Source organism: Marinobacterium litorale DSM 23545, from assembly GCF_000428985.1.
In the GTDB taxonomy this organism is placed as follows: Bacteria; Pseudomonadota; Gammaproteobacteria; order Pseudomonadales; family Balneatricaceae; genus Marinobacterium_D; species Marinobacterium_D litorale.
In genome coordinates this window covers 153085-176441 of the sequence record NZ_AUAZ01000002.1, presented here as the reverse complement: position 1 = coordinate 176441, position 23357 = coordinate 153085, and the positions used below count along the sequence as shown (strand labels likewise).

21 protein-coding genes are annotated in these 23357 nt (G+C 57.3%); 4 read left to right on the top strand and 17 right to left on the bottom strand.

The genetic code is table 11. The features are described 5' to 3' along the window. Window positions 1–24: 24 nt before the first annotated feature. The 5 genes from acnD to G403_RS0102350 form a co-directional block, all read right to left on the bottom strand. Window positions 25–2634, bottom strand: a complete 2610-nt coding sequence (gene acnD / locus G403_RS0102370; protein WP_027852569.1) for a Fe/S-dependent 2-methylisocitrate dehydratase AcnD — start codon at window positions 2632–2634, stop codon at window positions 25–27. A gap of 74 nt (window positions 2635–2708) precedes the next feature. Further along, window positions 2709–3839 (bottom strand): bifunctional 2-methylcitrate synthase/citrate synthase, encoded by a 1131-nt coding sequence (gene prpC, locus G403_RS0102365; protein WP_027852568.1) that lies wholly within the window; start codon window positions 3837–3839, stop codon window positions 2709–2711. 66 nt (window positions 3840–3905) lie between these two features. Further along, complete coding sequence (gene prpB / locus G403_RS0102360; RefSeq protein ID WP_027852567.1) at window positions 3906–4799, bottom strand: methylisocitrate lyase; 894 nt, start codon at window positions 4797–4799, stop codon at window positions 3906–3908. After that, entirely contained in the window at window positions 4792–5514 is a 723-nt protein-coding gene (locus tag G403_RS0102355) for a GntR family transcriptional regulator (protein ID WP_027852566.1), read from the bottom strand. The genes prpB and G403_RS0102355 overlap by 8 nt, the downstream gene beginning before the upstream one ends. Window positions 5515–5643: 129 nt before the next feature. Further along, the gene (locus G403_RS0102350; RefSeq protein ID WP_027852565.1) at window positions 5644–6510 is read right to left on the bottom strand and encodes an alpha/beta fold hydrolase; all 867 of its coding nucleotides are present in this window, start codon (window positions 6508–6510) and stop codon (window positions 5644–5646) included. Window positions 6511–6638: 128 nt separating this feature from the next. On the opposite strand from G403_RS0102350, the gene pabB reads away from it, so the two are divergent. Continuing rightward, complete coding sequence (gene pabB / locus G403_RS0102345) at window positions 6639–8012, top strand: aminodeoxychorismate synthase component I (RefSeq protein ID WP_036232248.1); 1374 nt, start codon at window positions 6639–6641, stop codon at window positions 8010–8012. An 85-nt stretch (window positions 8013–8097) separates the two neighbouring features. Here pabB and thrH read toward each other — a convergent pair whose 3' ends face one another. Then, window positions 8098–8715 carry a bifunctional phosphoserine phosphatase/homoserine phosphotransferase ThrH gene (gene thrH / locus G403_RS0102340; RefSeq protein ID WP_027852563.1) on the bottom strand — a complete coding sequence of 206 codons (618 nt, stop codon included), beginning with the start codon at window positions 8713–8715 and terminating at the stop codon, window positions 8098–8100. A 106-nt stretch (window positions 8716–8821) separates the two neighbouring features. Further along, window positions 8822–10144 carry a DUF2252 family protein gene (locus G403_RS21895; RefSeq protein WP_036232245.1) on the bottom strand — a complete coding sequence of 441 codons (1323 nt, stop codon included), beginning with the start codon at window positions 10142–10144 and terminating at the stop codon, window positions 8822–8824. Window positions 10145–10325: 181 nt separating this feature from the next. On the opposite strand from G403_RS21895, the gene G403_RS0102330 reads away from it, so the two are divergent. Both G403_RS0102330 and G403_RS21890 read left to right on the top strand, forming a co-directional pair. Next, entirely contained in the window at window positions 10326–10718 is a 393-nt protein-coding gene (locus G403_RS0102330; protein WP_027852562.1) for a GlcG/HbpS family heme-binding protein, read from the top strand. Next, a complete protein-coding gene (locus tag G403_RS21890) occupies window positions 10718–11770 on the top strand; it encodes an LLM class flavin-dependent oxidoreductase (protein WP_051298415.1) in 1053 nt (350 codons plus the stop codon). Before G403_RS0102330 ends, G403_RS21890 begins: the two co-directional genes overlap by 1 nt. 27 nt (window positions 11771–11797) lie before the next feature. Here the strand turns inward: G403_RS21890 and cysB are convergent, their stop codons facing one another. The 3 genes from cysB to rluC form a co-directional block, all read right to left on the bottom strand. Further along, on the bottom strand, window positions 11798–12772 hold the full coding sequence (cysB, locus tag G403_RS0102320) for an HTH-type transcriptional regulator CysB (RefSeq protein ID WP_027852561.1): 975 nt from the start codon (window positions 12770–12772) through the stop codon (window positions 11798–11800). 116 nt (window positions 12773–12888) lie between these two features. Continuing rightward, window positions 12889–13986 carry a DNA-binding protein gene (locus G403_RS0102315; protein WP_169719876.1) on the bottom strand — a complete coding sequence of 366 codons (1098 nt, stop codon included), beginning with the start codon at window positions 13984–13986 and terminating at the stop codon, window positions 12889–12891. Continuing rightward, a complete protein-coding gene (gene rluC, locus G403_RS21885; protein ID WP_051298413.1) occupies window positions 13979–14974 on the bottom strand; it encodes a 23S rRNA pseudouridine(955/2504/2580) synthase RluC in 996 nt (331 codons plus the stop codon). Before rluC ends, G403_RS0102315 begins: the two co-directional genes overlap by 8 nt. A gap of 522 nt (window positions 14975–15496) precedes the next feature. Between rluC and rne the strand changes: the two genes are divergently transcribed. Next, the gene (gene rne / locus G403_RS21880) at window positions 15497–18700 is read left to right on the top strand and encodes a ribonuclease E (RefSeq protein WP_051298412.1); all 3204 of its coding nucleotides are present in this window, start codon (window positions 15497–15499) and stop codon (window positions 18698–18700) included. Window positions 18701–18809: 109 nt separating this feature from the next. Here the strand turns inward: rne and murB are convergent, their stop codons facing one another. The 7 genes from murB to G403_RS0102270 are packed head-to-tail and all read right to left on the bottom strand — an operon-like array spanning window position 18810 to window position 23326. Continuing rightward, a complete protein-coding gene (murB, locus tag G403_RS0102300; RefSeq protein ID WP_027852559.1) occupies window positions 18810–19823 on the bottom strand; it encodes a UDP-N-acetylmuramate dehydrogenase in 1014 nt (337 codons plus the stop codon). After that, window positions 19820–20305: a low molecular weight protein-tyrosine-phosphatase gene (locus G403_RS0102295; protein ID WP_036232242.1), complete on the bottom strand. Its 486-nt coding sequence runs from the start codon at window positions 20303–20305 to the stop codon at window positions 19820–19822. The genes murB and G403_RS0102295 overlap by 4 nt, the downstream gene beginning before the upstream one ends. Then, window positions 20305–21075 (bottom strand): 3-deoxy-manno-octulosonate cytidylyltransferase, encoded by a 771-nt coding sequence (gene kdsB, locus G403_RS0102290; protein ID WP_027852557.1) that lies wholly within the window; start codon window positions 21073–21075, stop codon window positions 20305–20307. The genes G403_RS0102295 and kdsB overlap by 1 nt, the downstream gene beginning before the upstream one ends. After that, window positions 21072–21269, bottom strand: a complete 198-nt coding sequence (locus G403_RS0102285; protein ID WP_027852556.1) for a Trm112 family protein — start codon at window positions 21267–21269, stop codon at window positions 21072–21074. Before G403_RS0102285 ends, kdsB begins: the two co-directional genes overlap by 4 nt. A 14-nt stretch (window positions 21270–21283) precedes the next feature. Continuing rightward, window positions 21284–22270: a tetraacyldisaccharide 4'-kinase gene (gene lpxK, locus G403_RS0102280; RefSeq protein ID WP_036232237.1), complete on the bottom strand. Its 987-nt coding sequence runs from the start codon at window positions 22268–22270 to the stop codon at window positions 21284–21286. After that, window positions 22270–22689 carry an ExbD/TolR family protein gene (locus G403_RS0102275; protein ID WP_027852554.1) on the bottom strand — a complete coding sequence of 140 codons (420 nt, stop codon included), beginning with the start codon at window positions 22687–22689 and terminating at the stop codon, window positions 22270–22272. Before G403_RS0102275 ends, lpxK begins: the two co-directional genes overlap by 1 nt. Window positions 22690–22705: 16 nt before the next feature. After that, window positions 22706–23326: a MotA/TolQ/ExbB proton channel family protein gene (locus tag G403_RS0102270; protein ID WP_027852553.1), complete on the bottom strand. Its 621-nt coding sequence runs from the start codon at window positions 23324–23326 to the stop codon at window positions 22706–22708. Window positions 23327–23357: the final 31 nt, after the last annotated feature.

The window sequence follows — 23357 nt, the reverse complement described above, 5'->3', positions numbered from 1 at the left end:
CCGACCAGGCCTCTACTCTATTGTTTACTGCGCGCCTTCGGCCTGCAGGAACTCCTTGGCGAAGCGCTGCAGAACGCCACCGGCGTTGTAGGTTTCCACCTCGGCGGCGGTATCCAGACGGCAGATCACCGGCACCTCGACGCTCTCGCCGCTGGCACGGTGGATCACCAGCGTCAGTGTGGCACCCGGTGCGATATCACCTTTCACATCAAAGGTCTCGGTACCATCGATGTTATAGGTATGACGGGTCTCTCCTTCGCGGAACTGCAACGGCAGCACACCCATCCCCACCAGGTTGGTGCGGTGGATACGCTCAAAGCCTTCGGCCACGATCGCCTCAACACCAGCCAGACGAACGCCCTTGGCCGCCCAGTCACGGGATGAGCCCTGACCGTAGTCGGCACCGGCAACGATAATCAGGTTCTGCTTGCGCTCCATGTAGGCTTCGATCACATCCCACATCCGCATGACCTTGCCTTCCGGCTCCAGGCGCGCCAGTGATCCCTGAATCACCTCACCGTTTTCATCCCGGCACATCTCATTGAACAGTTTCGGGTTAGCCAGCGTGGCGCGCTGGGCGGTCAGGTGATCGCCACGGTGGGTCGCATAGGAGTTAAAGTCCTCCTCCGGCAGGCCCATCTTGTGCAGATATTCACCCGCCGCGGAGTCCATCATGATCGCGTTGGACGGTGACAGGTGGTCGGTCGTGATGTTATCCGGCAGTACGGCCAGCGGACGCATACCGGTCAGCGTACGCTCAGCGGCGAGAGCGCCTTCCCAGTATGGCGGACGGCGAATATAGGTGGACATCGGGCGCCAGTCGTACAGCGGGCTCTCGGCCTCTTCCACCTGCCCCAGATCGAACATGGGGATGTAGACCTGCTTGAACTGCTCCGGCTTCACCGACTCTTTAACAATGGCGTCGATCTCATCATCGGACGGCCAGATATCCTTCAGCGTAATCGGGTTTCCTTGCTGATCGGTACCCAACACGTCTTTCTCGATATCGAAACGCACGGTACCGGCAATCGCGTAGGCCACCACCAGCGGCGGTGACGCCAGGAAAGCCTGTTTGGCGTACGGATGGATACGACCATCGAAGTTACGGTTGCCTGAGAGTACCGCTGTGGCATAGAGGTCGCGATCAATGATCTCCTGCTGGATCTTCGGATCCAGCGCACCGGACATGCCGTTACAGGTGGTGCAGGCGTAGGCAACGATACCGAAACCGAGCTTCTCAAGCTCTGGCAACAGTCCCGCCTCTTCCAGGTACAGGCGGGCAACCTTGGATCCCGGTGCAAAAGATGATTTCACCCAGGGCTTGCGGATCAGGCCCAGCTCGTTGGCCTTCTTAGCCAGCAAACCGGCCGCCACCACGTTACGCGGGTTGGAGGTATTGGTGCAGGAGGTGATCGCCGCGATGATCACAGCACCATCCGGCATTTTGCCCTCTTTCTCTTCCGCCAGCGCCTTATCCAGATCGACGGCTATGCCGCGATCATGCAGCGCCGAGGTGGGGAGGCGACGGTGCGGGTTGGACGGGCCGGCCAGGTTGCGCTCGACGGTGGACAGGTCAAACTTAAGCACGCGCTCGTATTCGGCACCGGTCAGGGAATCCGCCCAGAGTCCATTGGTCTTGGCATACTGCTCAACCAACTCGACCTGCTCCGGTTCACGTCCGGTCAGCTTCAGGTAGTCGATGGTCTGATCATCGATGTAGAACATGGCTGCGGTTGCGCCATACTCCGGTGTCATGTTGGAAATCGTAGCGCGGTCACCGATTGTCAGGCTGTCGGCGCCTTCACCGAAGAATTCCAGGTACGCACCGACCACGCGCTCCTTGCGCAGGAACTCGGTGATTGCCAGGACAATATCGGTCGCGGTAATACCCGGTTTGCGCACGCCGGTCAGCTCAACACCGACAATATCAGGCAGGCGCATCATCGACGGATGACCCAGCATCACGGTTTCCGCTTCCAGACCACCGACGCCGATGGCGATAACACCCAGCGCATCCACGTGCGGCGTGTGAGAGTCGGTGCCAACACAGGTATCCGGGAAAGCCACGCCATCGCGCGCCTGAATCACCGGAGACATCTTTTCCAGGTTGATCTGGTGCATAATGCCGTTACCGGCCGGGATCACATCCACGTTCTTGAATGCGGTCTTGGTCCAATCGATAAAGTGGAACCGGTCTTCGTTACGACGATCCTCAATGGCGCGGTTTTTCTCAAACGCATCCGGATCGAAGCCCGGCGCTTCCACGGCCAGGGAGTGATCGACGATCAGCTGGGTCGGTACCACCGGGTTAACTTTAGCCGGGTCACCGCCCTTTTCGGCAATCGCATCGCGCAGACCGGCCAGGTCAACCAGTGCTGTCTGGCCCAGGATATCGTGGCAGACAACGCGGGCTGGATACCAGGGGAAGTCCAGATCACGCTTGCGCTCGATCAGCTGTTTCAGCGCATCGGTGAGCAGGTCGGGCTCACAGCGGCGAACCAGCTGTTCGGCCAGAATACGAGAGGTATAGGGCAGTTTGTCATAGGCGCCGGCCTGGATGGCATCCACCGCCGCACGGGTATCAAAGTAGTCCAGATCGGTGCCGGACAGCGATTTGCGGTATTCAGTGTTCATAGCGTCAGAATCCGTAGAAAGGGGTTCACAGAGGATAAAAAAGCGGCCGCTGAACGGCCGCTACACTGCGCGCATCAGGGACGCTTTTCGATCGGAACCCACTCGGCCGATTCCGGGCCGGTGTAGTCCGCAGACGGACGGATGATGCGGTTATTGGCACGCTGCTCCATGACATGCGCGGTCCAGCCGGCTACACGTGAGCATACGAAGATCGGCGTGAACAGCTCGGTGGGAATGCCCATGAAGTGGTAAGCCGATGCGTGGAAGAAGTCGGCGTTACAGAACAGCTTCTTCTCGCGCCACATCACCGCTTCCACACGCTCTGACACCGGGTAAAGGACGGTATCACCGACCTGCTCGGCCAGCTGCTTGGACCACTTTTTAATGATCGCGTTACGCGGATCGGAATCACGGTAGATGGCATGACCAAAGCCCATGATCTTGTCCTTACGCGCCAGCATGCCCATGATCTGTTCTTCCGCCTCTTCCGGGCTCTTCCAGTTCTCGATCATGGCCATCGCTGCTTCATTGGCACCACCATGCAGCGGTCCGCGCAGGGAACCGATTGCACCGGTTACGCAGCTATGGATGTCGGACAGCGTGGATGCGCAGACGCGGGCCGTGAACGTGGAGGCGTTAAACTCGTGCTCCGCGTACAGGATCAGAGAGGCGTGCATCACCTTCACATGCAGCGGGTCCGGCTTCTTATCGTGCAGGGTCCACAGGAAGTGCTCACCGATGGAGTCTGCATCAGTCTCAGTGCTGATCCGCTTACCGTGATGAGCGAAGTTGTACCAGTAGTTAATGATGGACGGGAACACCGCCAGCATCCGGTCGATGTGGTCGCTCTGCTCGTCAAAGCTCTCTTCGGTCTCCAGGTTGCCCAGCATAGAGCAGCCTGTGCGCATCACATCCATGGGGTGGGCGTTGGCCGGAATCTGCTCGAGTACGGTTTTCAGCGCATCCGGCAGACCACGCATGCTCTTGAGCTTGGCCTTGTACGCATCCAGTTCAGCCTGGTTGGGGAGCTTGCCGTAAAGCAGCAGGTAAGCCACTTCTTCGAACTGAGCGTTATCAGCCAGTTCCTGAATATCATAACCACGGTAGGTCAGACCGGCACCGGTCTTGCCAACGGTACAGAGTGCGGTTTCACCTGCGGACTGTCCACGCAGGCCGGCACCACCGAGTTTCTTCGCTTCTGCCATTGTTATCTCCTTTCGTTATGTCTCGGGCCTCTATCGAACCCGTTGATAGCGGTTTGGACGTGGTTGTTATTTGTTTTTGCCTTCAGCGAAGAGCGCGTCCAGTTTCTGTTCGAAATCGTGATAGTTGAGGAAATCGTACAGCTCCATGCGCGTCTGCATGGTGTCGACAACCGCCTTCTGGTCACCATCTTTCAGCAGGTGTTCGTAGACATTCAACGCGGCCTTGTTTGCAGCACGGAACGCTGAAAGCGGATACAGCACCATGGTTGCGCCGGCCTCAGCCAGTTCCGCTTTGTTGAACAGCGGGGTAGCGCCAAACTCGGTGATGTTCGCCAATAGGTGGGCACCGTTGATACCTTTGGAAAACGCCTGATAGTCCTCCAGGGTATGAACAGCCTCAGCGAAGATACCGTCTGCGCCAGCTTCCAGGCAGGCCTGAGCGCGCTCAACGGCGGCGTTCAGCCCTTCCATCTGGAACGCATCGGTGCGTGCCATAATAAAGAAGCTGTCGTCGGTCTTGGCATCTACCGCTGCCTTAACGCGATCCACCATCTCCGCCAGGGAAACAATCTCTTTATTGGGACGGTGACCACAGCGCTTTTGCGCAACCTGATCTTCAATATGAACAGCAGCCGCGCCCCCTTTGGTCATCTCCTTGATGGTTCGGGCGATATTGAACGCGCCACCCCAACCGGTATCGATATCGACCATCAGCGGAGTCTCGACCGCGCTGGTGATACGGCACACATCTTCCAGCACATCGTTCATGGAGGTCATGCCCAGGTCGGGCAGGCCGTATGAGGCATTGGCCACGCCACCACCAGACAGGTAGATCGCCTGGTGTCCGACGCGTGAAGCCATCATTGCGTTGTAAGCATTGACGGTACCAACGATCTGCAGCGGCTGGTTCTCAGCCAACGCTTTACGGAAGCGTGCACCCGCAGTCAGTTTCTCAGCCATTATTTTCCCCTTGAGGTTTAGTCACGGCGTTCAGCTTATCCTCGATATTCTGGCGGGCCGCGCTGATATGGCGACGCATCAGCATCTCGGCCAGTTCTGCATCGCGGGACTCAATCGCATCGATAATCTGGCGATGTTCTTTAAGTGCCCGCTTGGGACGCGAACTGGATACGCTGAACTGGTATCGGTACATCCGTACCAGGTGATAGAGATCGGCACCGAGCAACTCCTGCAATTTCGCATTCTTGCTGCCCTGTACGATCCTGTAATGAAAGTCCAGGTCGCCCTCTTTCTGAAAGTAGGAACGCCCTTCCTGTTGTTCGATAGACAGCTCATGGCTATCAAGCAGCGCCTTGAGACTCGCGATCTCCTCGGCCGTCATATGCTCTGCTGCCAGACGGCATGCCATACCTTCAAGTGCTTCCCTGACCCGGTAGATCTCGATCAGCTCTCGCGCAGAGAGTTGCACCACACGAGCCCCCACATGGGGTTTTCGCTCGATCAGACGCCAGCCTTCGAGACGGCGGATTGCCTCACGCAAGGGTCCGCGGCTGATGCCATAAAGCTTGGCAAGGCCGGGCTCACTGATTTTCTGGCCGGGTAGCAATTCACCGGTAACGATAGAGGTGACGATCTGTTTACATACCCGGTCCGCCAATGTGCGGCTTTCCTGGTCGATCTCGAGTGCTGTGGTTTGCTTTACGTCGGTGTTCATCGCAACCCTTCAAGATTGTCGACAATGTTAGATTGTCGACACCTTACAATCGCGAATTAGGGCCGTCAACCGAACATGCCGGAAAAATTGTCAACATCATACAAAAGTCTAGCGGATAAAAACGCGCTGTCATCCGTGAACGAGGTAACGTTCCAGCTCCTGGTTCATGATGCGCGCTATCTGCCGCGGTTTTTGAAATGGCAGTGAGTGATCCGTGCCGGAAATGGCAAAGTAGTGCCAGTTCGGCAGCCGCTCGGCCAGCCCCAGATGCAGCTGATGCATCAGTTCCACGCTCTGACCGCCGATAAAGCTGGTGACATCGCCCTGAGCCGCCAACACCCTGTCGCGATCAACGGTTCGAATCGCCCGCGTCACGGCATCGAGCGCATGAGCAAAACCCATAGGGCGCTGCCCCAGCCGATTCACAGTCAGACGTTCGGTTTGCGCGCTGACTTTTCGGTTGGGTGAGATAGTATCGAGAAACTGGCGTATTCCGGTCTCTTTGTCTTCGGTTTTCAAGAATACGGCGGCTTCAGAGTAGCGCTCACGTAATTGAACCGTGCTATGCCAGTCGGGCCGATCCAGCGCGGCCGACTCAAGCAAAAACTGTTTCTGCACCCGGTCCGGATGCTGTTGTTTGAAAAGCATGCAGACCAAACCGCCAAGGGAGTAACCACCCAGATCAAAGGTCCACCAGCCAAGCTGGTCGACCAACCGGTTCAGATCACCCACCAGATCAGTGACGGTAAAAGGGGCCTCTTCCCCGTCAGGGTACTGCGTCTCTCCGGTCCCCCTCATATCCGGCACCAGAATCTCCCCCCAATGAAGCAAAAAGGATTGCAGCATCTCCCAGGTATCCTGGCCGCCTACACCTGCACCGTGAACTAACACCAACCGCCGGCCGTTGCCCGCGTCGGAATGACGGTAAATCCGGTATTTCAGATGCTGATCCGGCAGATTCAAGGTCCGCTGCTCGACACTGTAATTCGGCTTCATCCTCTCTCCATGAAGGCATCAATAAAAGAAAAGCCGCATTATAACGCTGCTGTCGCGCTCGGGCTCGCACGGCTGAGCGCGCATCGGTAAAATGTCCGTTTCTCGAACCAGCCAGGAAGCAACCCGGTTTGACCACCATCTATCCGCTGCCCTACCCACTTGATACTCACAACGCGCTTGAGCAACTGCGCCCGCTGGGCGATGCTGTTTTACTCGACAGCGCCCACCCAAAATCGGACCTGCGCTTTGGCCGGTATGACATCATCAGCGCGGCACCGGACCGCGTGCTGAAGTTTAATCGGGGGGAGGTCAGTCTGCGACTGGACGGTCTCTGGCAACGCCTCACGGGAGATCCGGTCGAGCATTTAAAATCACTTCAGCAAGAGATCGCCATCCCGGCGGATAACGCCAACCTGCCCTTCTGCGGCGGCCTTATCGGCTATTTCAGCTACGATCTGGGCCGTGCCTTCGAACAACTCCCCGTCATCGCTGACGATGATTTAGGACTCGCCGAACTGCGCGTGGGTCGCTATCTATGGGCCGTGGTGATCGACCATCAGTGCAAAACCAGCCAATTGGTCGCCCATGAGCGTGCCGACGCTGGCCTTGTCCAACAGTTGCACAGCCTGTTAAATGACTCTCAATCAGGCAGCCAGGCGGCCCCCTTCAAACTCAAAGCCGATTTTCTGAGCAACCTCTCACGACCGGCTTATATGGCAGCGTTTGATCAGGTCCAGGCCTACATTCTTGCCGGAGATTGCTACCAGATTAACCTGACTCAGCGTTTTAGCGCCCCATGCGAAGGTGATCCATTCGCTGCTTTTCGCGCTTTGCGTGCCCGAGCGACCACCCCCTTCAGCGCCTACCTGGAATCGGAAGAAGGCGCGTTACTCTCGCTATCGCCTGAGCGCTTTCTCAAGGTTTCGGCGCTGGGAGACGTGGAAACCCGTCCAATCAAAGGGACCCGCCCACGCGGATCAGACTCGGCCGAGGATCGTGCACAAGCCGAGGCCCTGGCGGCTTCAGAGAAGGATCGCGCTGAAAACCTGATGATTGTGGATCTGCTGCGTAATGACCTGGGTAAAGTCTGTGAGCCCGGCAGTGTCCGTGTCCCAGAGCTTTTCGCAATTGAGACCTACCCTAACGTCCACCATCTGGTCAGCGCGGTCACTGGACGGCTTGCCGATAACTACACAAGCCTGGATCTGCTTAAACAGTGTTTTCCGGGCGGTTCGATTACAGGGGCTCCAAAGATCCGCGCGATGGAGATTATCGATGAACTCGAACCCCATCGTCGCTCCATTTATTGCGGCTCCATCGGTTACATCAGCGCCGACGGCTCAATGGATACCAGTATCTGCATTCGCACTCTGCTGGTTCGTGATGGCAAGATTCACTGCTGGGCGGGCGGTGGTGTGGTGGCTGACTCAGAGGGTGAAGCGGAATATCAGGAGTCATTCGACAAAGTCGACAATCTGCTTAACACCCTTCGCGACCTCTAAACTGGCCGAGCACAGTTCGGCACCGGTAGACAAAAAAAGCCCAGGCAGATCGCTGGGCTTTTTTCTTGATAAATGCGCAGGCCGATCAAAGAGTCAGGTCGCGGTTACTCGCCTTGATGAACTCTTTTTTCAGATCGTCATAGCTGTGCACCGCCGGGAACTGCGGAAACTCGGCGATCACGTTATCCGGTGCGTGAAACAGGATGCCCGCTTCGGCCTGCTTGAGCATGGTCGTATCGTTATAGGAATCACCGGCCGCAATAACCCGGTAGTTTAACAGTTGGAACGCACGCACCGACTGGCGCTTGGGATCTCGCTGACGCAGGGTGTAATCGGTGATGCGACCCTCGCCGTTGACTTCGAGTTTATGGCACAGCAGCGTCGGAAATCCGAGCTGCTTCATCAGCGGAGCCGCGAACTCGTAGAAAGTATCCGACAGAATCACCACCTGGAAACGTTCCCGCAGCCAATCAACAAACTCAGCCGCACCTTCTAGCGGGCTCAGCCGGCTGATGGTGTCCTGAATCTGCGGCAGCGTCAGTCCATGCTGGTCCAGAATCGACAGCCGCTGCTTCATCAGCACATCGTAATCGGGAATATCGCGGGTCGTTGCTTTGAGGGCTTCAATGCCGGTTTCCTCGGCAAAAGCGATCCAGATTTCGGGGATAAGTACACCTTCCAGGTCAAGACAAGCCAGTTCCACGCTCTATTCTCCGCTATTGTTATGAAATCGGCGGAAACTGTACCCCGAAGGCCCTACCCTTTCAACGGCCATGCATGCCGACACCGGGAAGGGCCACACCGATGGTTCAGGATGTTCCCTGTTCCCGCCCGCGCTCCAGATAGACACGCAGCGCTTGATAATCCTGCTCAACGCAGTCGGCATAGGCGCGCGACAAGTTCAGCAGCAGCGCCTTAAAGTCGTCACGACGCTCACCGACCTGCTCGCAGACCGCTCGGGCAAACGGCTCGGCATCCCCGTCATTCAGCGCACGGGCACCGCGCAAATGGGACGCAGCCAGAATGTACCCCCAGTTGTTTGCCATCTCCTCCCAGTGTTTCGTTTTGGTGAGCTTGTGAACGGGGAAATCTGCTTTAAAGGGAGAGCGTTCGCGCACGGAGAACACCTGATTATCCAGCTCCAGCCAACCCACGTACGGGTCCGGGTGGCGGGCCAGCGCCTGAAAAGCGCGACAGTGACGTTCACCCTCATGCTGGAACAGATGGTTGTACTCGCTTTGCTCCCGGTCGGTCATGGCATGCCAGGCCGCCGGTTTTTGCTGGGCCTTGATATCCAGGATCACATCGTCGTGATCGTCAGTCGCAGCGCCCTCGATCAGCGCATAATAACGGTCACAGCCCAACGAGCCGGTACCCGCGTTGACGCGCCGGGCCACCGCTTTAACCCGAAAATGTTGATGGCTGTGACCCGGTACATGATCATCCAGGGTGGCTTGATAATCACTCAGCGCTTCAGTCAGCGCGTCGCTGGTTACACTGTCGAGCACGGCAAGCTTGGGATGGCCCGGTTTGAAAACCCGTTCACCGGAGCCATCAAGATCGGTCCACTTCTCCAGCATTTTTTCCCGGCTCTTTTTTCGCTCTGTCTTTTCGAGAAATTTACGCAGAAGCCCATCACTGCTATCAGGGCGCGCCACCCAATCCGCGACCCGCTCTATGTCCTGAGAGAAGGCACCAAGATATGCGTCAGCCAGGGTATCAATCACTTGATCCGCCTTTTTTCGCTTTACCTTTTGCTCACGGAGGGCCAGCTCAAGGCTGATGGTCAGGCGCCACAGGTCATACTGATAATCACCGATCACTCCGTCGTCAAAATCATCCAGCCCAAAGCGAAGCACCCGGTCGTGGCTACCGTAAGCGCCGTAATTGTGAACATGCACATCCCCCAGCAACCAGGTTTGCGTATCCTCTAAGCCACCAAACAGCGAAAACTGCCAGTCTCGATACACGTCGTGCCAATAGAGGTGATTACTCCCCCGGTAGAAACTGAACGCCGACTCCGCCATCTTGGTATACTTTTCACATTTCAAATTTTGCGTCAGGTCTGCGTTAAATCGCTCCAGTGACTGGATAACCTGATCCGCCCTGTGATGCGCTGTGCGAATTTTCATCGGCTCTTCTCCCGTCGCATTTGAGGTCCGGCGATTGTTTACAACACCTTACGGATCGTCGAAAGCCGTGTCGATAGGCTCCCATTAGCGGGATTTGGTCTTCCTGTTATAGAGTGCAGGCAAATCACAAGGAATCACTTAACATCTTCACAAGACAACCAGAGAACCGGACTTAGTAGCTATGGTATTGGATACAGCGACCTGTGATCGCCTGATGGCTGCCGCCCGTGAGGCCGCAGCGTCTATAAACTGCCGTATGAGCATTGCCCTGTGCGACCCCGGCGGCCACCTTCTTCAATTCTGCCGCATGGATGGCACCTTCGCGGGCTCTGTCGATATCTGCCAACGCAAAGCCCACTGCTCCGCCATGTTTCGAGCCCCCAGTAACGCCATTGGCGATATTGTGAGAGAACGCCAGCTGACCGGTTTTGAGTTGAGCAATGGCGGGTTGATGATGTTTGGCGGCGGCTTCCCGATCGAGGTCGACGGTGAACTGATCGGCGCTATTGGCGTATCCGGAGGCTCGGCAGATCAGGATGTCATCGTCGCCAAGAAAGCACTGGAGGCGCTGTAATGAGTCAAACACTCAGGATCGGTGTAGTCGATCAGTCACCGATTCATGATGGCCGACCCGGCAGTGATGCGTTATTACGCAGCCTGGAACTGGCCCAGTTCTGTGATCAGGCTGGCTTCAGCCGTTACTGGATCGCTGAGCATCACAACACGCCGAGCTATGCCAGTCCCGCCCCAGAGATTCTGATCGCCGCTATCGCTGCTAACACCCAACAGATCCGCGTCGGTTCCGGTGGCGTCATGCTCTCCCACTACAGCCCACTGAAGGTTGCCGAGACCTTTAGCTCACTTGAGGCGCTCTACCCCGGTCGAATCGATCTGGGCGTAGGCCGTGCCCCGGGGGGGAGCAGCCTCTCGACTCACGCGCTGGCCTACCCCGGATACCCATCCGGCGCCGAACTCTATCCCGAGCAGCTCAACGACTTGCTCTCGATGCTTAAAGGCCGGTTACCGGAAGGGCATCAGTATGGCGGCCTGATGGCCATGCCCGGAACCAACCCGCCACCGGCACCCTGGGTTCTCGGGTCAGGTAGCGGTTCCACCGAGCTTGCCGGTGCTCTGGGGGCGGGGTTTGTCCTGGCCCTGTTTATCGGCACAGACCACCGCGGGCCGGACATCATCCAGCATTACCGCAAGTGTTTCCGTAGTGGCGGCTTCAGCCACCGACCCGAAGCGATGATTGCCAGCGCCGTCATCTGTGCCGATAGCGAAGAGGAAGCGCGTTTTATCGCGGGGACCCATACCTACTGGAAACTGCAGTCAGTTTTAAAAGGTAACCGGGAATCACTGCGCAGCCCCGAGCAGGTGGCCGACCTCTATCAAAAGCTCTCACCCTCCGAGCAGAGCTACTTTGATCAGACGCGTAATTCAATGATTCTGGGTACACCAGAGCAATGCCGGGAGCGCATAGAGCAGTTAGCTGGCTATCATGGCGTGGAGGAGGTACTTGCGATCAACGTGACATATCGGTTCCAGGATCGGATCACCAGCTATCGCAAGCTTGCCCGGATTATGGAGCTTGAGCAGCCCGCGCTGAACGCAAAAGCAAGCTGATCTAAATGGAACAAAACGGAGCGCCGGTCAGTGTACCGGCAGCTCTAAGCCCTCGAACAATGCATCAACCTCCGCCCGGTTGGCGCACTCCTGAACTCGATGCACCATATCGGGGGTGAGATGGGGCGCAAACAAGCGGATGAAGTCGTACATATAACCACGCAGAAAGGTTCCCTTGCGAAACCCGATCTTGGTGGTACTTGGCTCAAACAGATGGCTTGCATCCAGCGCCACCAGGTCATCATCAACACCCGGTTCATGGGCCATGCTGGCGACAATCCCAACGCCCAGACCAAGACGTACGTAGGTTTTAATCACGTCGGAATCCACCGCTGTAAACACCACCTTGGGCTCCAGCCCTTGCCGACGGAAGGCCTCATCCAGCTTGGAGCGACCGGTAAAACCGAACACGTAAGTGACAATCGGCCAGGCCGCCACATCTTCCAGTGTAAGCCTGGAAACCTGCGTCAAGGGATGATCCTTGGGCACCATCACCGCTCGGTTCCAGCGATAGCAGGGCATCATGATCAGATCATTAAAGTGCTGCAGTGCTTCGGTCGCGATAGCGAAATCCACGCTACCGTCAGCGGCCATCTCCGAAATCTGCATCGGCGTCCCCTGATGCATATGTAGAGACACATCCGGATACGCCTTTATGAATTCATTGATCGGCCCCGGCAACGCATAGCGCGCCTGGGTATGGGTGGTCGCCAGGGTCAGACTGCCCTTCTTTTCGTCGCTGAACTCCTGTGCGACCTGACGAATACTGTCCACTTTCTGCATGATCTCACCGGCGATACCCAATATCGCCTCCCCCGCCGGCGTAATGCGCGTCAGGTGCTTTCCACTGCGGGCAAACACCTCAACACCCAGCTCATCTTCCAGCAGACGTATCTGCTTGCTGATGCCGGGCTGCGAGGTAAACAGGCTCTGTGCAGTCGCGGAGACGTTGAGGTCGTGACGGGCGACTTCACAGATGTATCGGAGTTGCTGGAGTTTCATTGCAGCGTTCTACCTGATCCTTGTAATCAAAACCTTGGGCCGATATAACCTTCATCTATATATAGCAGGCGCCTTTCGCGGCGTCCATCGACAGCGCGGATTCCTTGGGAATCACTTCAAAGCCTGGCACTCAGTCGGCGAATCTCTTCATCCTGTGTCACCAACCGCTTCTCCAGCGCGTTGTTACGGGCCTGAAGCTTCAGCATCGCCTCTTCACTCTCTTTCAGCTGGGTGCGCAGCGCATTTTCTCGCCGGGTGGAGTCTGCAGAGGCGGTCATCGCGCGTTGATTCAACCGCTGAATCTCCTCATTCAGCTCCTTCATTTTATCCTCCAAGCGCTTGTTTTTATTACGCTCTGAAAGAAGATTGCTATTGATTTTTGTGAGATCTCGATGCTGTACACCCACATCCTGCTTCATGGCAGTGATCTCTTCTTCGAGCCCTTTGATCTGGTTTGCCTGGGTGTCCAGCTTCACATCCCGGCGCGCCAGCTGCGCCTGAAGATCATGCAAATCACGCGTCAGCGCCGCCTCTTTGCGACCCGCCTCGTCCCTGACCTTATCGAGCATGCTGCGGTAATGGCGAACCTCAACATCAGCTTTCGCGGCTGCATCGATACTGCGACGCTGCTCGTCCTTGAGACGCTGCTCGGCCGTGCGGCGAAAATCGTCGAACTGTTTGCGGAGCTGGTTCAGATCATGCTCAAGATTGGAGCGCAACTGCTCTTCACGTTTGCGCTCATTGGTCTCGGAAGATAGATTGTTCTTCAAGACCGCAATCTCGGCTTCGAGTGACTTGGCTTGCTGTTTCGCTTCATCAAGTTTGGCTGTCTGCTCGCGGTAGCGGCTTTCGAGCTCTTGATACACCCCCTGAGACTGTCGCAGCGCCTCTTCATTGATTCGACGCGACTCCTCTTCACCGACATCATGCTGCTGGCGGTAAAAATTGACACTTGATTGCGCCTCCTGCACCGCCTGCTGCCAGATCCGCATAAACGACTGAGCCAGTGAGTCCGGAATGTCAGGCAGTGCAGCCTGCTTGCTGGTGATATGAATCCGGCCCGGCAGCGCCTGCCACCATTGTTCAAGCCCCTCTTCCACCGCATCCGGTGAAAGGTCCAGCTGTGCCGCCAACGCATCGGTCCGCGGCATTACACCGGTCATCAACTGGGTATCAGCGGTCGAAAAAATGCGGTTAAGATCCCGCTCACTCACATTCAGCATCCTGGTCCTGTTTCACTCCCGTCGTGGATGACAAGGTATTCAATGCACGTTCGATTTCCGGCTCCATCGGCGCTTCCACCCGAAGCGGCGATCCATCCGGCAAGTCAAATTCCAACGCTGCGGCATGCAGCATCAGGCGACGAAAGCCCAGCTCTCGAAAGCCACTATTAACTTCATCACTGCCGTATTTTGGATCGCCGATAATGGGGTGCCCGGTAAACTGTGTGTGAACCCGGATTTGATGGGTACGCCCGGTCCTTGGTCGCGCTTCCACTAGCGTAGCGGAGCTGCCAAAGCGCCTCAATACACGGAAGTCGGTTTGTGATGCTTTGCCATCCTCTGCCACTCGCACCATACGCTCGCCCGATTTAAGTTCAAACCGCTTCAAGGGCGCATCCACACGCTTGTCTTTAGCCTGCCATCGCCCCTGCACCAAAGCGTGATAGATCTTCTGTACCCGCCTTTCACGCAGAATCTCATGCAGATAGCGCAGCATGGAGCGTTTTTTTGCCAGCAGGATACAGCCCGAGGTATCCCGATCCAGTCGATGAACAAGTTCGAGAAAACGCGCGTCCGGGCGTAGTTTGCGTGCCGCCTCGATCAGCCCCAGAGAAACACCGCTGCCGCCGTGGACCGCGAGGCCCGATGGTTTGTTGATAATAAGAAGTTTGTCATCCTCATACAGAATTGCCTGTTCGAGGTGCTCCAGCAACTGCTGCCCGACGACGGGGCGATCCCCTTTTTCCGGCAGGCGCAGCGGAGCAACGCGGATCACATCCCCGCCGTTGAGTTTGTAGTCAGGTTTGGTGCGCTTTTTATTAACCCGGATTTCGCCTTTGCGCAGCAGACGATAGATAAGGCTTTTAGGCGCACCTTTCAGCGCCGTGCGCAGAAAATTGTCGATTCGCTGCCCACCCTGATCTTCGTCAACGGTAAAAAACTGCACGCCATTCTGGGTGCCGGTGCGTTGTTCTGCCATCTGTTACAAGAGTGTCCGTTCGTTGATGCGTATAGGGTTAGCTGTTATATTCTACCGATGCCGCAGGCGGTTGGCTTTAGCAATTTGAAAATCCATGTCGCCGGCCCCTCCACATACACTCCGTAGCGTGGCCGCGCACGATCCGACCGACGGCATTTTTGATGGTTTCATACGAAATCAAACCTGTTTTTACGTAACGCTTTCACGGCCTTCGCCCGACAGTCGAAGGCCCAGTTGCAGATGGAGACGCACGCTGACCCGGAACCTGCCAGTTGATTGGCAGCCACAGCCAGCAAGTATAACGACAGAGGTCTGCGTTTCCTCCATCGACGATATTCGTACTACCGGTGCCGTTTGTTCCGGTGGTCACGGCTCGCTGAGAGCCCGGTCAGGCGCATTTGGTCGCCGCCCGCAGGCTGTACACAGCGAGTAAACAATCAGAAAGACTGGGCGTCATGTTACCACTCCAGACCGGTGCTCTGGTGGTGAGGCGTTGCGTTTTTGTTGAGAACGCAAAACAACATGAAAAGAATGCTCATCAACGCAACTCAGCGAGAAGAGTTGCGCGTTGCGCTGGTCGATGGCCAGCGTCTGTTCGACCTGGATATCGAATCCGACAGCCGGGAACAGAAGAAAGCCAACATCTATAAAGGCCGCATTACGCGTGTGGAACCCAGCCTTGAAGCGGCCTTTGTCGACTATGGCGCCGAACGCCACGGTTTCCTGCCCCTTAAAGAGATCTCCCGCGAGTACTTCAGCAAGCAGCCTGAACGTGGGCAGCGTCCCAGTATCAAAGACGTTGTCAAAGAAGGTACTGAGGTTATCGTTCAGGTCGACAAGGAGGAACGTGGTAACAAAGGCGCGGCGCTGACCACCTTTGTAAGCCTGGCCGGCCGTTACCTGGTCCTGATGCCGAACAACCCGCGCGCCGGGGGCATCTCCCGTCGCATTGAAGGCGACGAACGCACCCAGCTTAAAGAAGCGCTCGCCGGCGTCAATATTCCCGATCAGATGGGCGCCATCGTGCGTACCGCAGGTATTGGCCGCAGCAGCGAAGAGCTGCAGTGGGATCTGGATTACCTGCTTACTTTGTGGGATGCCATCACAGGCAGTAGCAAAGAACGTACAGCGCCCTTCCTGATCTATCAGGAAAGCAACGTGGTTATCCGCGCGATCCGTGACTATCTGCGCTCGGATATCGGCGAAGTACTGATCGATGACCCCACCGTCTATGACCAGGCGCAGCTATTTGCACGCCAGGTGATGCCAAGCTACGAGAGCCGCATCAAGCTCTATAAAGAGCAGGTACCGCTGTTCAACCGCTTCCAGATCGAAACTCAGATCGAGACCGCGTTTGAGCGCGAGGTCAAACTTCCCTCCGGTGGATCCATCGTGATCGACCCGACCGAAGCACTGGTCTCCATCGATATTAACTCGGCGCGAGCGACTCGCGGTGGTGATATTGAGGAAACGGCCCTCAACACCAACCTGGAAGCGGCTGATGAGATCGCCCGCCAACTGCGCCTGCGTGACATTGGCGGCCTGATCGTTATCGACTTTATCGACATGACTCCGATCAAGCACCAGCGCGAAGTGGAAAACCGTCTGCGGGATGCACTCAAGCTGGATCGCGCCCGCGTCCAGATGGGCCGCATCTCCCGCTTCGGTCTGCTTGAGATGTCCCGTCAACGTCTACGTCCGTCGCTGGCAGAGTCCCGCGGCCATGTGTGCCCGCGCTGTAGCGGACAGGGTACGATTCGCGATACCGAGTCCCTCGCCCTTTCCATCCTTCGCTTGATCGAAGAGGAATCGGCCAAGGAACGGACCGCTCAGATCCGCGCAATTCTGCCGGTCAGCGTCGCCACCTTCCTGCTCAACGAGAAGCGCCGGGAAGTACATGCCGTTGAGTTGCGTCATGATGTTCGTGTCGTGATCGTCCCGAACCCGAATATGGAGACACCTCACTATGAGGTTGTCCGTCTGCGTGATGACCACACCGTTGCCACCACCCACGACCCGAGCTACACCCTGCAGCCCGAAGCAGTCGAGGAGGAGGAAGAAACAGCCAGCCAGCCTGTGAAACGGGAAAAGGCGGCTGTCGAAGCCGTTATTCCGACGGCTCGCGCGCCTCAGACGGTGGAAGCCGAGCCCGCAGCACAGGATCCAAAACCGACGACTGCGCCTGCACAGACGAGCAAACCCAACCAGCCGGCTCCGTCCTTGGGTGAGCGCATTATCGCCTCCCTGGGTCGCCTGTTTGGCAAAAAAGATGTGCCTCAAGCGGGCACGCAGAACGACGCCAAAAAACAGGATGCCAGCGATACGGATAAGGAGCGTTCTGAACGTTCCGGCTCTGAGCGTAACCGCTCGCGCAATAACAACAGCAACCAAAACGGACGTCGCTCGCGCCGTCGCGATGGTGACCGTCGCCGCTCCGGCCGTGATAGTGACGAGGTGATCACGGTAGAGCAGGAAACCGCCCTGCCCCCGATTGGCGATAAGGACACAAAAGAGAACGCCAAGGATAGCCAGAAAGACAGCGCTAAAGAGAGTGACAAGGAGAACCGCGACAAATCTGAAGGCCGCTCCCGCCGCCGCCGTCGCAGCCGCCGTCGCAGCAACGATTCTGACAAGCAGCAGTCAAACGATCAGAATCAAAGCACCGATCAGTCAGAGGGTAGCTCAAACAAGAGTGCTCAAAGTGACGATGACCGCAATAACGGGCGCCAAAAGCGAAAGCCAGAGCAGGATTCAGACTCCAGTTCAAACAACGCCGAGTCTGATGAACAGAAGCAGAGCCGGGGTCGCGGCCGCCGTCGTCGCGCCAACTCCGAGCGCGTTGCCACACGCACTCCGGTCGAAGATACCGCGAGCGCAGCGGCAAATACACAGAACGACGACGCTCAGGAGCGGGCCACCCAGTCTGCACCAGACCAAAACGCCGAGCCCGAAGTAAAAGCCGAGGCGAAACCGGAGACCCCGGTAGCGGAGCAGCCCAACGTTCAGGAAGACGCAACTGAACAGCAGAGCGGCGCCGATAGTCGCCAGGAAGGCGAACAGCCGGCACCGCAGTCTTTGGATGAGAGCCTACCCAAAGTCGAACCGGCGGCTGACCCGGCTGAAGCGGCGGACAACAAAGCCGATGCAAGCTCAGATATCGGTGATCGCTCAGCGCAGGATGAGCAACCCGCTACTGATAATGCCGCTGTCGCTCAGTCTACTGAGTCCGCTGAAGAGCAGGCTCAAGTGACATCCGAAGAGAAGAGCACTGCGACATCAGTGGCGGAACAGAGCGCAGAGGACGCGGCCGACGAGCAGCCTGCAACCGAATCGGTCGATACCGAGACTACAGAGGAAAGCGCTGCTGTTGATGCAACCAATCAGGAGAACGCGAACTCTGGCGATCAGCTACCGTTATTGGAAACTGAAGAGTCTGCCGCCTCGACTGAACCGGCAACGTCTGAGCCATCCAAGTCAGCCTCTGCGGAATCCGAGGCGGTAGAAACCGGCGCGGATAAAGCGGAGGACGGTACGCAGGATAGCGATACGTCGGACTCAGACACACCGGCAGAAGAACCGGCCAAGCCGGCGCGGCGCCGACGTGCACGCCGAGCGCCTAATGACCCCCGTGAGGTGCGTCGTCGAGAGTTGCAGGAAGAAGCTGACCAGGCAAGCGGCGCTGACGCGGATAAGCCAGGCTCCAATGCCAGTGAAAGTGACAACTAAGCGCATCTCCTGAACGGGAAGGCGCCCCATAAAAAACCCGGCACTGAGCCGGGTTTTTTTTATATCCGCGGGTTAACTGACAGTCGGATTTACCTGATTCAAGCCGAACTTATCGGGGATAGAAAACCGGTTCTATCTCAAGCATCACCCCGAATGCCCGATCCACATCACTCCGAATCGCCTGAGCCAAGGCTTCAACGGCGGCGCGATCCGCACCGCCATGATTAACCAGAACCAGTGCCTGCTCCTCATGGACACCCACAGGTCCAATCCGGCGACCCTTCCAGCCCAGATGATCGATTAACCACCCTGAGGCCAGTTTGTAACCGGCCGGATCAGGAAACGCAACGATATCCGGATAACGCGACTGTAGGTGTTTGTAGTGATCGACACTGATAACCGGGTTCTTGAAAAAGCTTCCGGCATTACCAAGTCTGGATGGATCAGGCAGCTTACTGCGCCGTATCCGGCAGACAGCCTCAAACACAGCCCGATGATCGACAACCTTACCCTCAAGCGCTTCACGCAGTGGTCGATAGGTCACCACAGGCTCGATGTGACGGGAAAGCCGAAAGCGTACCGCCAAAATCAGGTAGCGCCCGGACAGACGCTTGAAAACGCTATCGCGATACGCGAACCCACACTGCGCCCTGGATAGCCACTCGTAACGCCCCGCTTGCCAGTCGTAGACCTCAACCGCATCGATAAACTGCCCCGCCTCAACCCCGTAAGCACCGATATTCTGTACCGGGGCCGCACCGACGGAGCCGGGGATCAACGCCAGGTTTTCCAAGCCATGAATCCCTTGCTCGAGCAACCAACACACTGTTTCGTGCCAGTTTTCACCGGCCGCGACGGTAACGCCTACCCTGTGATCACCGAGCTCTTCCAGCTCAATGCCGGTCAATGCGACTCTGGCCACAAGACCGGGAACCCGGGGCGCGAGTAAAAGATTGCTGCCCCCACCGATAACCAGTAACGCCTCTCCATTGCGGGCCTGCCGGGCGATCAGCGCTTCTATATCCGCTCGTTCCCTGAGCTCACAGTATTGCCGGGCAATCGAATGAAAGCCGAAAGTATTGTACGCCTGCAGATCAACGTCGTTTCTGATCAGCAGACTCAATCCAACAGCTCCCGACGCAGATGCGTGATCAAGCCATCGGAGGCCCGTTCAACCAGATCCAGCACCTCCTCAAAACCCGCTTCGCCGTGGGTGTAGTAAGGATCAGGGACCTCCGCATTATCGAGGCCTGCAAAATCCAGGAACAGACTCAGGTGGCCATCAAATGACGACGGACAGCCTGCACGCAGGTTGGCAAAGTTCTGCTGATCCATGGCGAGGATGTAACGGTATCGTCGATAATCCTCAGCACTCACCGCCCGGGCGCGCAAGGCGCTCAGATCATACCCGCGACGTCCGGCAATTTCCGCACTGCGCGCATCGGGCGGATTGCCCACGTGATAGGCGGCCGTTCCGGCCGAATCGACCTCCAGCTGCTCAGCCAGGTCGGGATGCTCCGAGAGCTTTTTCAGAAATACACCATGAGCCGTGGGCGAACGGCATATATTCCCCAGGCAGACAAACAAAATGCCGGTCTTCTCCATCAACCGTTCTCCAATATTTTCTGCAGCCTCTCCAGATCCTCAGGGGTATCGACACCCGCCGGCGGTGCCTCAAGGGCAGGCTCGACATGGATCCCCACGCCATTATGCAGGGCGCGCAGCTGCTCGAGACACTCAGTCAGCTCCAGCGGTGCAGGTGCCCAGGAGACGAAGTCATTGAGCAGCTTGACGCGATAGGCATACAATCCAATATGTCGCTGCCAGTTAAATCCTTTGGGCAGCGCGGTCATCGCCTCCCCTGCGGCCAGGGCGGCATCGCGGGGCCAGGGAATCGGTGCGCGGCTGAAATACAGCGCCATACCCCGGTGATCCGATACCACCTTGACCACGTTGGGATTTAGCAGAGCGTCAACGGTCTCTATCGGCTCAGACAGGGTCGCGATGCCCGCTTCGGGGACCGCCATCAGGTTGTGCGCCACCTGATTAATGATCTTCGGCGGGATCATCGGCTCATCGCCCTGAACGTTGACCACAATATCATCCGCATAAAAGCCCAGGGTTTTGACCACTTCCTGCAGACGATCAGTGCCCGAGGGGTGGTCCGGCGAGGTCAGGCAGACCTCGGCACCAAAGCGCTCCGCGGTTGAAGCGATACGCGCATCATCCGTTGCGACGACCACACGCTTCGCTTCGCTTTCACACGCCCGCCGGTAAACATGCTCCAGCATCGGCTTACCTTCAAGAAGCGCCAGCGGTTTACCGGGAAAGCGGCTCGACGCGTACCGGGCTGGAATCACGATAGAGAAGCTCATGACTTGCGCTTCTCCGGCAACCGCTCCTCGGCAGTCAACGTGCGCGCTTCACTTTCCAGCATCACAGGAATATCGTCGCGAATCGGATAAGCCAGGCCACTGGTCCGACAGATCAGCTCATTGGTCTCCCGGTTCCACTCCACCGGCGCCTTGGATACCGGACAGACAATAATATCTAACAGCTTCTGGTCCATTCTCGGACTCCCGTTCATGTTTGTTTCAGTTGCTTGAGCCGTGACGACAGCCAATCACGGAATGCTGGGTCCGGACAGGCATCAACGCGCAACGCCCAGCCTTCACCTAAAGCCCCAGCGGGACACTTAACCGCGTCTTTTTCGGTCATGATCACTGGACGTTCATCGCTGAATTTTAACATCTCCGGCCCAAGTTCGGCGTGATCTGGTAACGGATGTTCGATGGGTTCAAAGCCGAGCTGTCGCAATGTCTCGAAAAAGCGGGACGGATTACCGATACCTGCAATCGCATGCACCTCACGCGGGCCTTTCCAGAGCGAGGGTGACAACGCGCGACCATCGCTCAGGGAGACCAGAGCCCCCGGTTTCAGCTCAAAACGAAACGCACCCGGATAGTCGAAACGACCCCGCCCATTGATGATGACGGCGTCCACCTCCTCCAGCCGATCCGGCGGTTCTCGCAGCGGTCCTTCCGGCAGGCACTGGCCGTTTCCCAGACCGCGAGCACCGTCGATCACAGCCAGCTCCAGGTCTCGACCGAGCGCATAGTGCTGCAAGCCGTCATCACTCAGGATGACATCACAGTCGGTCTGACTCAGAAGCGCCTGGGCGGCCGCGACACGGTCCGGGTCAATATAAAGCGGAACGCCGGTGCGCCTTACAATCAGCAGCGGTTCGTCACCACCTTCGTAAGCCGTCGAATCAGGATCAACACGAAAAGGAGTTTCAGGCGGGTGGGCGGCATAACCACGACTTACGACGCCCGGGCGATACCCCTGCTCCCGGAGCCAGTCGATCAGGTACAGGGTCAACGGGGTTTTTCCGCTGCCGCCAACACTGATATTGCCAACGATGATGACAGGAACCGGCGCTTTCCAGATACGTCCTGACCGCGCAAAACGCCGACGCCGCCGAGCTGCCAGGTAGCGAAATAAACGTGAAAACGGCCGGAGCAATAGCGTCCAGCGGCTGCCATCGTACCAGTATCGCTCCAACCCCATCAGCGCGCTTCCGGCTCCCGGGTAGTTATACTCAATTTGGAAAAGCCAAGCTGGCCAGCCACATCCATGGCCGTTACGACCGACTGATGCGGTGTGCTTGCATCCGCAGTGATCATCACCGGCAGGTCGCTTTTGCCGCCGGCTAACTCTTTGATCGCACGCCGCAACGTATTCGCCTGGGTATTAACCAGCGACTGACCGTTGACGCGATAGTGCCCATCAGCAGTGATCAATATGTCGATCCCCTGACTATCGCTTACCGCCTCACCGGCCGCCGCCTCGGGAAGATCGACCTCCAGGTGGGTTTCCCTGGTAAACGTGGTGGAGACCATAAAAAAAATCAGCAGCAGGAAAACCACGTCAATCAGTGGTGTCAGGTTAACGTTCACCTCTTCCCGCTGACGGCGATGAAAGCGCATCTGTTTCTCCTGCCGTCTACCGGAAATCCACGTCGCGTTCGCCGTGAACCATTTCCACGAGTTTGATCGCCTCCTGCTCCATAGTCAGCACCAGAGTATCGACCTTGCGCTGAAAATAGCGGTGTAATACCAGGGCCGGGATCGCAACGGAGAGACCTGCTGCGGTGGTGATCAGCGCTTCTGAAATCCCACCGGCAAGCACGTTGGCATTTCCGGTCCCTTGGATCATGATCTCGGTAAAAACCTTGATCATTCCAATAACCGTACCCAGCAGGCCCAGCAGCGGGGTGATTGCGGCGACAGTGCCGAGGCTGTTGAGGAACCGCTCCAACTCATGCACAACCAATGTCGCGGCTTCCTGAATGCTTTCCTTCATCACCTCGCGACCATGACCCGAACTGTTCAAGCCCGCCACAATAATACTGCCCAGCGGACTCTCCTGCTTTATCGCCCGCATCCGCTCAGGTGTCATTTCGCCACCGCGGACCAGCTCCCACACCTGAGCCAGCAGGCCTTTCGGAACAACACGGCTGTCCCGCAAGGTGATAAAACGCTCGATCACAATGGCTAATGCCAGAATGGAGCAGCCGAGAATCGGCACCATCAACCAGCCACCGGCCTGTATCAATTCGAACACGACTGTTACTCCTTAAGTCGAGGGCTTACTC

Coding starts and splice junctions, on each gene's coding strand:
- acnD (WP_027852569.1), bottom strand. CDS start 2,634: ATGAACACTGAATACCGCAAATCGCTGTCCGGCACCGATCTGGACTAC.
- cysB (WP_027852561.1), bottom strand. CDS start 12,772: ATGAAACTCCAGCAACTCCGATACATCTGTGAAGTCGCCCGTCACGAC.
- prpC (WP_027852568.1), bottom strand. CDS start 3,839: ATGGCAGAAGCGAAGAAACTCGGTGGTGCCGGCCTGCGTGGACAGTCC.
- G403_RS0102295 (WP_036232242.1), bottom strand. CDS start 20,305: ATGGAGAAGACCGGCATTTTGTTTGTCTGCCTGGGGAATATATGCCGT.
- prpB (WP_027852567.1), bottom strand. CDS start 4,799: ATGGCTGAGAAACTGACTGCGGGTGCACGCTTCCGTAAAGCGTTGGCT.
- rne (WP_051298412.1), top strand. CDS start 15,497: ATGAAAAGAATGCTCATCAACGCAACTCAGCGAGAAGAGTTGCGCGTT.
- G403_RS21895 (WP_036232245.1), bottom strand. CDS start 10,144: ATGAAAATTCGCACAGCGCATCACAGGGCGGATCAGGTTATCCAGTCA.
- kdsB (WP_027852557.1), bottom strand. CDS start 21,075: ATGAGCTTCTCTATCGTGATTCCAGCCCGGTACGCGTCGAGCCGCTTT.
- G403_RS0102350 (WP_027852565.1), bottom strand. CDS start 6,510: ATGAAGCCGAATTACAGTGTCGAGCAGCGGACCTTGAATCTGCCGGAT.
- G403_RS0102330 (WP_027852562.1), top strand. CDS start 10,326: ATGGTATTGGATACAGCGACCTGTGATCGCCTGATGGCTGCCGCCCGT.
- G403_RS0102355 (WP_027852566.1), bottom strand. CDS start 5,514: ATGAACACCGACGTAAAGCAAACCACAGCACTCGAGATCGACCAGGAA.
- G403_RS21890 (WP_051298415.1), top strand. CDS start 10,718: ATGAGTCAAACACTCAGGATCGGTGTAGTCGATCAGTCACCGATTCAT.
- rluC (WP_051298413.1), bottom strand. CDS start 14,974: ATGGCAGAACAACGCACCGGCACCCAGAATGGCGTGCAGTTTTTTACC.
- lpxK (WP_036232237.1), bottom strand. CDS start 22,270: ATGGGGTTGGAGCGATACTGGTACGATGGCAGCCGCTGGACGCTATTG.
- G403_RS0102285 (WP_027852556.1), bottom strand. CDS start 21,269: ATGGACCAGAAGCTGTTAGATATTATTGTCTGTCCGGTATCCAAGGCG.
- G403_RS0102275 (WP_027852554.1), bottom strand. CDS start 22,689: ATGCGCTTTCATCGCCGTCAGCGGGAAGAGGTGAACGTTAACCTGACA.